Raw genomic sequence first — 11,251 nt, 5'->3', positions numbered from 1 at the left:
ACCAGGACAACAGAACCGACCCGCCACCGACAAAGAGGTCATGCGACAGGGGGTGATGAGCACGGGCGAGGGGACGCGCATCTTCCCAGACGTCGAAGCGTGTATCGACTGTGGAGGCTGTGTGGTCGCCTGCAAGCGGACGTGGGATATCCCTCGTGAAGAACAGCGCATCAGCATCTCGACGATGATGGAGGGCGAAGAGGCTGCAGCAGGCCTCAACGCGAGCAGTGCAAAGGCGCTCCAGCAGGGGAAGAGTCCGGGTGAGACCAGCATCCCGATGCAGTGTTACCACTGTGAGAATGCTCCATGTGTCTCCGTCTGTCCAACGGACTCGCTCATCAAGAAAGACGATGGCTTCGTCGAAGTTCGGGACGACCTCTGTATCGGCTGCCAGTACTGTTTGTCCGCGTGTCCGTTCGGCGCTCCGCAGTTCCCCGAATCCGACGACGGAAGTGCACAAATCTTCGGGAACGGCAACGTCATGGACAAGTGTACGATGTGCGAAGAGCGACAGGCCGCAACCGGAAAAGGACCGGCCTGCGCGGAAGAGTGCAGTACGGATGCAATCCTCGTCGGGACGTCCGAACAGATCGCCGACGAACTCGACCGCCGTGGGAGCGAACCGTTCTTCAATCAGGCCGCGATGGAGATCATCTTCGGGAGGGACGACGCGGAGGTGTTCAGAGGATGAGCGAAGCCTCACGGGAGGCCGAAACAGCAGGTGGAGGTGGGGGACTCTCGGAGAGTGCCGCCGTTGGCATCAGTGCAGTCGTCGGACTCGTAGTCGCGGCACTCGCCTACTGGTGGGTCGGTGGCTGGGCTGGCGGGACGGAGATCTTCTTCGAGGAGTTGTTCCGCATCCAACCGACCGTCTCCGGTGGGGGTGTCGGTTCAGACTGGCTCGCCGGGAATACGATTCCGTGGCTCGACGCACTGATCGCACTCGTCCACGCCGCAGACGTGATCATGGGCGTCTTCATCCTGATCATGGTATTCATCCACTGGGCGTCGTTCCGGCGACTGGCGACTCGCATGCGCCACCCAGGTCGTGAAGAAGCCGGTGGTACCGTAGCGGCGGATGGTAGTGGAACTGCAGGCGATGATTCCGGAGCGACTGAGCAAGAGATGCGGGAGAAGGGCGGTGATTCCGGATGACGAATCTCGACCACGGCAAGTTCAGTGGGGTGACGACGCTCTTCCATTCGCTGCTCGCGCTCGACGTATTCGCCCTGTTCTTCACGGGGTACGCCGTTATGTTCAACGACGAGCTCTGGTGGTTGGTTTCGGTCATGGGTGGCAACACCGGCGTCCTTGCTGTCCATCGACTCGCCGGGATCGCACTCATCGTATTGACCGCATTCTGGGTTTCGCTGGCGATACTCACACCAGGGGGAAGACGCGGTATCAAGGCGGTTATTCCGGATCTACGACAAGATACGGCGGCGTTCATCCAAGATATCAAATTTGCTTTGGGTCAAGCTGAGGAACGACATCCGCATGCGCGCCAGTTCGCCGGTTACACCGCCGACGAAGTCCCGCTTCTGTCGTACATCGGCAAAGGGGTCGTCTGGATCTTCTCCATCGAACTGCTGTTGTTGATGATCTCCGGGCTTCTCATCTGGAGCAAGCCCGGATTGATCCAGCTGTTCGCGACGAAGACGGCTGCAATCGCGTTCGTCACGTTCCACGGACTCCTCGGCATCATCATGGTTATGGGGGTGATGTTCCACATCTTCGAGCACGGGTTCCATCCCGCCTTCTTCCCGGTCGAACTCAAGGCGTTCATCCCCAAGGATATCACGCCGGAGTACCACGCTGACGAGTCCGAAAGGCCGGACGGAACTGGTATCGAAGCACTTTCGCTCTCACCGAGTTGGGGATGGGCGAGCAATCTGATGGGCGGACTCGTCGTGATCGGCATCGTCAGCTTCGTCGTCGGGAGTATCTTCGATGAAGGCTATCCCGTGCCGCGCGAACTCACCGTCGGCGGTGGCCCGGCAAATGTGTTGTTGACTATCGGCATCAACGTCGGGATTCTCGTCCTCTTCATCGGGTTGGTGCTCTCGATGTACGGCAATGTTCTTCGTCGACGTTACGAGCGCCAAATCCGAGAAGAACCTACACAGGCGCGAGCGACGACCGACGGTGGGAGTTCAGGGAACGACTGATACTCGATTGTTTTTGCAGCACGAGATTTCTGCTTCGTCGCGGTGCGGTATTCTCAGGTCGTCAGTAACTCCGCCGATTCTGGAGAGAGGTCGATCGTCACGTCCTGTCGGGTACGCTCGTTGATCTGGTCGATGTTTCGCGTGAGAACTTCGAGGATGTCCTTGGGATCCGGATAGACAAGCATGTTCTGTTGGTCATCTTCCATCACCAGTTGGGTGTCGGTCAGGGAGATCTGGTCGTTCTCGATACTCGCAACGACAGCAGGGAGCGTCTCTTCACCCCCTGGATCACCCTCTGCAACGCGAGTGATGTACAGTGAATCGAGACTGATGAGATCTTTGTACTCCCGGATCGCTTCCGCACACGAGACCATATCGCGTGTGATGGCGGTTTTCTCCGGGTTTCCGTGGGTTCCCTCGTAGCACTGTTTACAGACCCGCAACTCCATGCGCATGAGAATAACATACACGTGAGTTGCCATTACCCTTGTGTCGGTAGCGTTTCCATGTCTGGAAGACAGGAGACGCCCACCTCCCAAACGGCTCTTCTCGGAACTCCTATACGATTGGCGGATATGCTACCAGGTATGGATATCGACACCGACCAACTCGAAGCACGACTGATGAGCCACGGTGTCTACACCACGTCGGTCGAGACAGACGAAGAACGACTGAAAGTCGCGTACGAATCGATCAATGCCGGGCAAACGGGTGCAGTTCCACATCGTGAGGTCGGGCGCGTCATCAACGTCGTCCGCGACCTGACCACGTCGCCGATAGCCATTCGAGGAACGGTGGCCGACCTCGATGGCGAGCAGATCGGGAGTTGGTACGTCGAAGCCGAGTGGCTTCGCGCGCTCGAAGAAGATTCGCTTTCCGAAGTCGACTTCTCACAACGGGTTATCGAGACGATTCAGGTGGCTTGACTGCTCCGAAGACGAACAGAACACTCCGAAAACCACGAAAACGGCCTGACGACTGGGTCAGCTTTCGTAAAGATGGGAGAACACTTTCTGCTGCGCTTTTCGGAGGTGTTGATGGAACGTCGGTGGCGAAACATCGAGGACAGAAGCGACCTCTTCGGCGGTGCTGTCACGTGGCCAGTCGTAGTACCCCGCGAGATAGGCGGTTCGTAACGCGATTCGCTGTTGATCGGTGAGCGAATCATCGATGGACTGTCGGAACTCTCGCACGGACTGGACCGGCCGTTCGACGGTCGTCTTTCGCATCAATTCGAGTTCAGGGAAATCACGCTGCAACTGCTCAGTGAAAGAGCGAACGTTCACATCTGGCGCGACCTCGACGGTAAGTTGGACGACGCCGTCGATAGCGACCCCGTCTCGCAACCGCGCACCTTGTTCGAGGAGCGCTTTCGCGAGGGAGCCATCCTCCAGATTGAGTTCGAACAGTCCACCATCGGCATTTGATTCGATGATTCGTGCGGAGGTACCGGTGAAGTCGGCGGCGGCTCGTTCTAGAACAGCCTCTGCTGGGATTCCCTCGACGGAGATGTATTCTACGACAGACCCTTTTGACGTAGGGATGATCTCTTCGAGTCGGAACGTGCATTCGAGAGCTTCAGACACCTTCCCGACGATGGTACGATTGTCAGTCGTTCGAAATTCGAGTTCGAGAACCGAATCTGCATGTAGCAATCTCCGCTGTTCGGCAGCATCGATCGCATCGCCGATAATTTCACCGAGTTCTTCGAAGACGGCTTGCTCGTGGTCGCTGAACGCATCTGATCGACCAGCCTGGACGATCAGTACACCGAACATCGTCGATCCGACAGGAACAGGAGTGATGACGAGCGAACGAAAGTTCCGTTCTTTCGCCACCGTTTTGATCTCGTCTGGAAGTTTCGGTACGTCAAAGATGTTCGGGACGAATTCGAGCTCGCCCGTATGAAAAGCTCGCCATGCAGGTGTCTCGCGCCGAAACACCTCCTCGGATGCGAATACCGGCTGCAAGATCTCTTCTTCGATACCAGCGATGCCGCGTGGAATGGGTTCCGCCTCCGACTCGTCCTGTTCCATGAGCACGGCCGCCTGATACAGGTCAGAGGAGGCGAGTTCGTCGCATACTGCTTGTGCGATCTCGTCGATGGTCGTTGCCTTCACGAGCTTCTGGTTCACGCCCCGAATGATGGAGTTGACACGGTCGAGCGTCTCGAGTTCGTTGCGCTGCGTTGCGAGCATTTGCTCCCGGTGTGCTCGTTCGGTGATATCTCGACCGACACTGACGATACCGATCGGTTCTCCATCGTGCGTTATCAGCGAGAAACTACTATCGAAGATGATCTCACCATCATCCGACGGCTCAGTGACCACTAACTGGCTCCGCTCTTCGCCATCTTCGAGCAATCGTTCGAGCGCTTCTCCCCCTTGCGCTAAGGTCTCTCGGCTGACGATGCCCTCATCCACGACGACCGAGATGTGGTTGCCGATCAGTGTGTCCCGTTCGAGGTTGATGAAATCGACGAACGCCTCGTTGACGATCTCGAACTCGAAATCGAGATTCAAGACACAGATCGGGTCACGAGCGACCTCGACGACGGATTCGTACGATTCTAATCGAACTTCACGTTCCTTCTGAGACGTGATGTCGTAGTAGAGTTCGACTCTCCCCCCAGCGTAGACACCCTCCGTGATCGGCTTGCTGCGATGTTCCAGATATCGCTCGTCACGTCGTTCGTCTCCCAGAACGTGACATTCGAAACGCTCGGTGTGCGAGTTATCGTCGTACGTCGCCAGCACCCTCCGAACGAATTCGTCACCCCTCTCGAAGATGTCCTGAAACGAATCCTGGATAAGCGACCGCTTATCCATGCCGATGCTGTCGGTCACATCGAATCCGAAATAATCTCCGATGGTCTCGTTCGCCCACGCAACGGTGAAATCCCGATCGAGAATGAACATCCCGATCTCCGAGTCATCCAGAACGTCGTAAAAAATCGCGCTTTCGGATGCCAGATCTGGAGAGACACCATCGCGATCTCGTGTTGTATTTGGTTTCTCCATCGTTCTCTCGCGAGTTACGAGTTGTACAGTGTCACGCACGACTACATTATAGGTGTTCTTGTTCTCGGTACTATAGATATTCGCGTTCTTGTGACGACAGATGCTCGCGATCTCGGGAGGAATCGATGCGGTGGACACTGACGACGTTGACATCAGGCGACGCGAAACACCACTCGTCCGATGACCGACCGAGACCGACCCCTTCTCTGTGCGTGGTAGCTACCCACAAAGCATTTGCCGAATCCGATGAACACACTACGTGTGACGAGAGCCCTGCTCCCTGGGATGAGGCCGGGTCTGGCGCCATCACCCTGACCCCCTCCTCGTCACTGTCTCTGACTTCCTTTACATCGACCGGCGACCAGAGCACCGATTGGAAATGAGACGGGTCACGGTAGGATGTGAGCCGATAGGCAGGGAGGGGTCGCCACGAGGCGCCTTCGATGTTCCTACCATGGATGTCGTCGAGTGCGTGTGGGACCCTCTAGCTACGAATCTCCCTGCAAATGCGATTTTCACAACAACACTTAATAGTTGCTGTCGTGTATGCGAATTTGTTTATAAAAGTCCGGAATATCCATAACGTTCTACACAATGAACGTTCAACGAGACTGGCGATGATTCGTTCGTAGTCGATCTGACGATCCTCCCACGTTTTCTGAGAGTTGTCTCCTCGTCCGGAAACCGATTCTGTGATCCAGTGCGATTTATGTGTATTAGCTCTTCACCGCCGTCTGCCGATTTTTGCATTGTTATGTAGCAACAAGGTATTTTAAAATATGGTTACAACCTATGATTGCAGGGGGATGACATCGACAAAAATCAACAAGCGCTCATGCGGTCTGCACTTCCCCACTCGTTGACGCTCTCCCTGCACCCCCTCTCGTTGTTCGGTTCCTTGCACCAGCCTCGGTTCACATCTCTTTGAAGGTTCGTCGGAGAGACCGCTAAAAGCAGTGGATTCGCCACGTCGAACGGTCGACGCACTAACGACCGATTAGTAATACTGTTCAGTACTATCGGTCAGACTGTGTCATCAGTCAAACTTGCAGATACAGAACACCGTTTCGACGTTGGTGAAGACGGAACACGACCACCAGTTATGATACAGACCGATAGCGCATACCTCCGTCTTCGGGCGTGGGAGGAGGTCCAGTAGCAAGTGGAACGAGAGACGAATAGAACCACAGAGCATCCGAACATTTCGCGTAAACTTAATCATCGTTCAACACATCCTCACGCACGACTTCTGTGAACTGCACGGAGGTGCCAATATGACACCATTTCCGAAAAAGCAGGATTCGCCGGACGGTGGCGGATTCGACGCCATCGCGTCGTGGCTGTGTGAGGAGTCACAGTCACTTCCGCTGCTGTTTTCGGCGTTAGACGACACGATACCGGCATTCGCGTTCGAACGTTCCGAGCCACTCGCGTGGTGGACCGGCCGGGTGGCCGAGCTGACCGGATTCAGCGACGCAGACCTTCGATCGAAACGAGCCGTCGAACTCGTCGCCGACACCGACCGGAACCGATTCGACGCCGAGGTGCAGACGGCGCTTGAAGACGGCGAAACATCCATCTCCGTGACCCTCTCGACGGGCGACGAACATCGTCGGACGTGTGACTGTCGACTGATTCGAATCTCGGAAAGCAACCTTCTCTTTGCGGTCATCACCGAAACGAATCGTGAACCAGCCGACAGCCCGAAGCAGACTGCTCGTGAGCAGGAGCTCGAACGCTACGAGACCATCGTCCAGACGGTGGGAGACGGCATCTACACGCTGGACGACCAGTTCCGGTTCGTCTCCGTCAATGAGGAGATGGCGGAGTTGACGGGGTACTCTCGGGACGAACTCGTCGGGGCACATGGCTCACTCATCACAGACGAAGAAACGGTGAACGAAGCGCTCGCCCAACGAGAACGTCTTATAGCGGGGGATATCGACGTCGGTGAGTACGACATCATCATCGAACGGGCCGACGGTGAGACGGTTCCAATCGAAGTCCGGTTCACCGCACTCTACGACGAAGTCGGGACGTTCTACGGAACGGCTGGCGTCATGCGCGACATCTCCGAGCGGATCGATCGCGACAGGAAACTCCAGATCGAGCGTGACCGGGTAGCCGCGTTGTTCGAGAACTCGGGTGATGCGATAGTGTACTGCGAGTCCGACGGCGACGTGCCGATAATCGAGCAGGTGAACCCCGCGTTCGAGGATATCTTCGGATTCACGGCAGACGAAGTGGTTGGACGGCCAGTCGACGACGTGGTCGTCCCATCGGCGTTCACGGACGAAGCAGCCGAGATCAATCGGCGGGCACGGGCGGGCGAATATCTCGAAGCCGAGGTCAAACGAAATACAGCGTACGGGGTCCGTGATTTCCTCCTGCGACCGATCCCGACCCGGCTCGGCGAATCCAGCGAGGAGTACTACGTCGTCTATACCGATATCACCGGACGGAAAGAACGCGAACAGGAACTCGAACGCTACGAGACCATCGTCCAGACGGTGGGAGACGGCATCTATACGACCGACGATCAGTTCCAGTTCTCCACCGTCAACGACGCCTTCGTCGAACTGACCGGATACGACCGTGACGAACTGCTGGGACGGACACCCGCGCTGATCTCCGACGAAGTGGGGCTCGAAGAATCGACGACGTTACGCGAGAACGTGTTGGCTGGTGATGTCGAGGCAGAGACGTACACGACGAGTCTCTACGCAGCCGATGAGGACGAAATACCTGTCGAGATTCGCTTCAAGTCTATCCCCTCGGATGATAGTTCCCATGATCAAGGCACCGTCGGGGTCGTCCGTGACATCTCCGAGCGCATCGAACGGGAGCGTGAACTAGAAGAAACGAAGACCCGACTTGAACTCGCACTGAAAGGAACAGAGACCGGCGTCTGGGAGTGGAACGCCAAAACCAGCGAGGTGATATGGGACCAGACGGTCGAACGAATCTTCGGTCTCGAACCCGGAGCGTTCGAGGGAACCTACGAAGCGTTTTTAGAGCGTGTTCACCCCGAAGATGTCTCCCAAATCGAGCAGATGAACTGGGGAGAAAATATCGAATATCGCATCTATCGCAAAGATAAGGCCAAGCGGTGGGTCGAAGCGATGGGAACAGAGTATAACGATGTAGAGGGACCAGAACGGTATATCGGCATCGTTCGTGATATAACCGACCGTAAGGAACGGCAACGAGCGCTCCGTGAGAACGAAGAACGGCTTCGAACCGTGGTCGAAAACGTCCCGGTTATCCTGTTCGCCATCGACGACGAAGGGACGTTCACGCTCTCCGAGGGACGCGGCCTGTCGACACTCGATGCAGAGCCTGGTGAGGCCATCGGTGAGTCAATTTTCGACTGGTTGGCAGACTATCCGGATGCTCTCTCGGACGTGCGACGGGCGCTCGCGGGCGAAACGTTCCGTGCCACCCACGAGATACACGATTCGTTTTTCGAAACGTGGTATCAGCCGGTGCGTGATACGAGCGACGAGGTAACGGGTGTCATCGGCGTCTCGATGGACGTCACCGAACGAATGCGCCACGAACAGGCGCTCACGGCACTGCATACCCAAACGCAGGAGATGTTGAACGCCAAGTCGACGGATGCAGTCGCACAGATCGCCGTCGATGCAGGTGGGTCAGTACTCGACCTCCCCGGTGTGGTCGTCTACCTCTACGATGAGGAGACGAACACGCTCCGTCCAGCGGCACACTCGGACGAGATACCAACGCTCGTAGGAACCCCGACACCGTTCGCGGCAGGCAAAAGCATTACCTGGCAGGTGTTCGCCACTGGAGAGACGCGCGTCTTCGATGACGTGCGCGAGTCAGAGCACGTCTACAATCCCGAGACGGATCTCAGAAGCGGGCTGTACGTTCCACTCGGTGACCACGGTGTCCTGATCGCTGTCGATGACCAACCGGGAGTCTTCGAAGCGGATGCCATCGAACTGGCGAGCATCTTCGCTGCGACCACGCAGGCAGCACTTGATCGTGTCAGACGGGAGTCTGCGCTGCGCGAGCGAGAAACGGAGCTGGAACAACAGAAAACACGACTCGAACGACTCCACGAAACCACGGAACTCCTCCGGGATATCGAGCACCTACTCGTCCTCGCCGACTCGCGTTCGGAGGTCGTCAGTACCGTCTGTGAGCGTCTCGCGGCGACAGACCGATTCGCCATGGCGTGGATCGGGACGCTCGACGAAACGGCATCGAAGATTATCCCCGAAGCGTGGGCAGGTTCGGAGCGTGGGTACCTCGATAGCGTTTCGTTACGGACGAACGACGACCGGGCGACCATGGAGCCAGCTGTGAAAGTAGCGTTGGACAGGGAGCTGACGACCATCGAGAACATCTCCACGGGCGGACACCGAGAAAGTTGGCGCTCGGAGGCGCTCAGGCGTGGCTATCAGGGAATCATCAGTTTGCCACTCGTCTATCGAGACCACTCGTACGGTGTCTTGACCGTCTATGCGACCCGCCCCGATGCGTTCAGTGCACTCTCCCGATCGGTGTTCGACGAACTCAGCGAAACCATCGCGTACGCCATCGATGCCATCGAAACGAAACGTGGCCTGTTGACCGACCGGATATCCGAACTCGTCCTGTGCGTTCGTCACTCGGACGACATCCTTCAACGAATAGCGACGACGCTGGAGTGTTCGCTAGAGTACGAGGGAGTCGTCTCGGATGACGAAGCAGACCACCTGTTCGTCACGGTTCGGGACGCGGACGCCAGCGACGTCGAGGCGTATCTCGATGACGTTGCAGGAGTCGTAGCCAGCCGTATCGTCACCGAACGCGACGAGACCGCACTGTTCGATATCTCCGTCACCGAACCACTGTTCGCAGTCGTGCTCAGCGAGCGTGGCGCGGTACCGGAATCCATCACCGCTACCGAAGAGGAGATCCGTGCGGTCGTCAACCTGCCGCACTCCATGGACGTTCGAGAGTTCGTCGAGGCGCTCCAAACGCGGTATTCGGGAGTGAAACTCGCCGCCCGCCGTGACCACGAACGACCCTTGCAGTCGGTAGAGACGTGCCGTGCTGCCTTCGAGGAACGACTCACCGATCGCCAACAACAGGTCCTGGAGACTGCCTACCTCAGCGGATTCTTCGAGTCGCCACGCACCACGTCAGGCCAGGAGGTCGCACAGGCGCTCGGAATCGCACAACCGACCTTCATGAATCATCTCAGAGCGGCCCAACGGAAGCTCTTCGAACTCCTTCTCGAACCCGAACCGCTAGATATCTAGCGCCGGGTTCTACTCGGTACTGCATAGCTAGCTGAAACCACTAACCCGATACCGCCATGAACGGATATCATGGAAGGCATGAACGAACGAAGTAATCCTGGCACCCCCGGCACGGTCGCAGTCGAGGACGGACGTATCAGCGAAGCTGTCCTCCACGCTGTCGGTCAGGCCACCGATATCGACCCGATCGAGATGGATACCCCGCTATACGACGTTATCGATCCCGATGCTCTCGACCGACTGTTCCGACCCAGTGCGACGAGCGAGCGGGATACTGAGTCAGAGGTGAGTTTCACCATGGAAGGCTGTAAAGTGACCATCATCGACAACCGAGTCGTCGACGCGACGCCATATCCAGCAGAGGAGCCATGAACGATATTCCAGGAACGGAGAACGTAGATGCCCGTGTCGAGGTCGAATCGCCGATGGATACACCAGTCTGCGCCCAGTGTGGTGACCCCATCGATACCACGAGTTGGTTCCCTGTCGTTACAGAGACTACAGAAGACGGATCGGTTCGCCTCCATTCGTTCTGTGACAAATCGTGTCACGATGCCTGGAAGACAGACTGAACGATGACTCGACATACGGTAGACATTCCTTCAACACACTCATGACGACCACCAGCGACGACAGAATCTCACGAATCCGCAGTACCGAGTATTTCGACGGCGGAGGCCGAATCGTGATGGTGTACGATTCGGAGAACGCCGGGGCGTGGATCCGTTCTTCCCTGACCTATCCCGTCGATTGCTGACGGCGGGTGAACGTCATCGACCCGCTGTTACCC

10 protein-coding genes are annotated in these 11,251 nt (G+C 57.1%); 8 read left to right on the top strand and 2 right to left on the bottom strand.

Going from position 1 to position 11,251, the window contains the following annotated elements:
- The first annotated feature begins 40 nt into the window (after positions 1-40).
- Genes ACR3FE_RS22605 through ACR3FE_RS22595 form a run of 3 tightly spaced genes read left to right on the top strand, consistent with a single transcriptional unit; the run spans position 41 to position 2,168 of the window.
- The gene (locus tag ACR3FE_RS22605) at positions 41-691 is read left to right on the top strand and encodes a 4Fe-4S dicluster domain-containing protein (protein ID WP_458210084.1); all 651 of its coding nucleotides are present in this window, start codon (positions 41-43) and stop codon (positions 689-691) included.
- The gene (locus tag ACR3FE_RS22600) at positions 688-1,155 is read left to right on the top strand and encodes a hypothetical protein (RefSeq protein WP_458209997.1); all 468 of its coding nucleotides are present in this window, start codon (positions 688-690) and stop codon (positions 1,153-1,155) included. Before ACR3FE_RS22605 ends, ACR3FE_RS22600 begins: the two co-directional genes overlap by 4 nt.
- The gene (locus ACR3FE_RS22595; RefSeq protein ID WP_458209996.1) at positions 1,152-2,168 is read left to right on the top strand and encodes a cytochrome b/b6 domain-containing protein; all 1,017 of its coding nucleotides are present in this window, start codon (positions 1,152-1,154) and stop codon (positions 2,166-2,168) included. Before ACR3FE_RS22600 ends, ACR3FE_RS22595 begins: the two co-directional genes overlap by 4 nt.
- A gap of 53 nt (positions 2,169-2,221) precedes the next feature.
- Here ACR3FE_RS22595 and ACR3FE_RS22590 read toward each other — a convergent pair whose 3' ends face one another.
- On the bottom strand, positions 2,222-2,623 hold the full coding sequence (locus ACR3FE_RS22590; RefSeq protein ID WP_458209995.1) for a BTB/POZ domain-containing protein: 402 nt from the start codon (positions 2,621-2,623) through the stop codon (positions 2,222-2,224).
- Between the two features lie 132 nt (positions 2,624-2,755).
- Here ACR3FE_RS22590 and ACR3FE_RS22585 point away from each other — a divergent pair, with 132 nt between their 5' ends.
- On the top strand, positions 2,756-3,094 hold the full coding sequence (locus tag ACR3FE_RS22585) for a DUF8159 domain-containing protein (protein WP_458209994.1): 339 nt from the start codon (positions 2,756-2,758) through the stop codon (positions 3,092-3,094).
- A 57-nt stretch (positions 3,095-3,151) separates the two neighbouring features.
- Here ACR3FE_RS22585 and ACR3FE_RS22580 read toward each other — a convergent pair whose 3' ends face one another.
- Positions 3,152-5,188 carry a bacterio-opsin activator domain-containing protein gene (locus tag ACR3FE_RS22580; protein WP_458209993.1) on the bottom strand — a complete coding sequence of 679 codons (2,037 nt, stop codon included), beginning with the start codon at positions 5,186-5,188 and terminating at the stop codon, positions 3,152-3,154.
- Positions 5,189-6,462: 1,274 nt separating this feature from the next.
- On the opposite strand from ACR3FE_RS22580, the gene ACR3FE_RS22575 reads away from it, so the two are divergent.
- From ACR3FE_RS22575 to ACR3FE_RS22560, 4 genes are all read left to right on the top strand, one after another.
- Positions 6,463-10,461: a PAS domain S-box protein gene (locus ACR3FE_RS22575; protein WP_458209991.1), complete on the top strand. Its 3,999-nt coding sequence runs from the start codon at positions 6,463-6,465 to the stop codon at positions 10,459-10,461.
- 69 nt (positions 10,462-10,530) lie between these two features.
- Positions 10,531-10,833, top strand: coding sequence for a HalOD1 output domain-containing protein (locus tag ACR3FE_RS22570; protein WP_458209989.1), 303 nt, complete (start codon positions 10,531-10,533; stop codon positions 10,831-10,833).
- A complete protein-coding gene (locus tag ACR3FE_RS22565) occupies positions 10,830-11,033 on the top strand; it encodes a DUF7576 family protein (protein WP_458209988.1) in 204 nt (67 codons plus the stop codon). Before ACR3FE_RS22570 ends, ACR3FE_RS22565 begins: the two co-directional genes overlap by 4 nt.
- Positions 11,034-11,074: 41 nt before the next feature.
- Positions 11,075-11,218 (top strand): hypothetical protein, encoded by a 144-nt coding sequence (locus ACR3FE_RS22560; protein ID WP_458209986.1) that lies wholly within the window; start codon positions 11,075-11,077, stop codon positions 11,216-11,218.
- Positions 11,219-11,251 lie beyond the last annotated feature (33 nt).

Source organism: Haladaptatus rarus (assembly GCF_054177585.1).
This window is presented reverse-complemented; position numbering and strand designations above follow the sequence as displayed.

Coding starts and splice junctions, on each gene's coding strand:
- ACR3FE_RS22565 (WP_458209988.1), top strand. CDS start 10,830: ATGAACGATATTCCAGGAACGGAGAACGTAGATGCCCGTGTCGAGGTC.
- ACR3FE_RS22570 (WP_458209989.1), top strand. CDS start 10,531: ATGGAAGGCATGAACGAACGAAGTAATCCTGGCACCCCCGGCACGGTC.
- ACR3FE_RS22590 (WP_458209995.1), bottom strand. CDS start 2,623: ATGCGCATGGAGTTGCGGGTCTGTAAACAGTGCTACGAGGGAACCCAC.
- ACR3FE_RS22575 (WP_458209991.1), top strand. CDS start 6,463: ATGACACCATTTCCGAAAAAGCAGGATTCGCCGGACGGTGGCGGATTC.
- ACR3FE_RS22605 (WP_458210084.1), top strand. CDS start 41: ATGCGACAGGGGGTGATGAGCACGGGCGAGGGGACGCGCATCTTCCCA.
- ACR3FE_RS22580 (WP_458209993.1), bottom strand. CDS start 5,188: ATGGAGAAACCAAATACAACACGAGATCGCGATGGTGTCTCTCCAGAT.
- ACR3FE_RS22585 (WP_458209994.1), top strand. CDS start 2,756: ATGGATATCGACACCGACCAACTCGAAGCACGACTGATGAGCCACGGT.
- ACR3FE_RS22560 (WP_458209986.1), top strand. CDS start 11,075: ATGACGACCACCAGCGACGACAGAATCTCACGAATCCGCAGTACCGAG.
- ACR3FE_RS22595 (WP_458209996.1), top strand. CDS start 1,152: ATGACGAATCTCGACCACGGCAAGTTCAGTGGGGTGACGACGCTCTTC.
- ACR3FE_RS22600 (WP_458209997.1), top strand. CDS start 688: ATGAGCGAAGCCTCACGGGAGGCCGAAACAGCAGGTGGAGGTGGGGGA.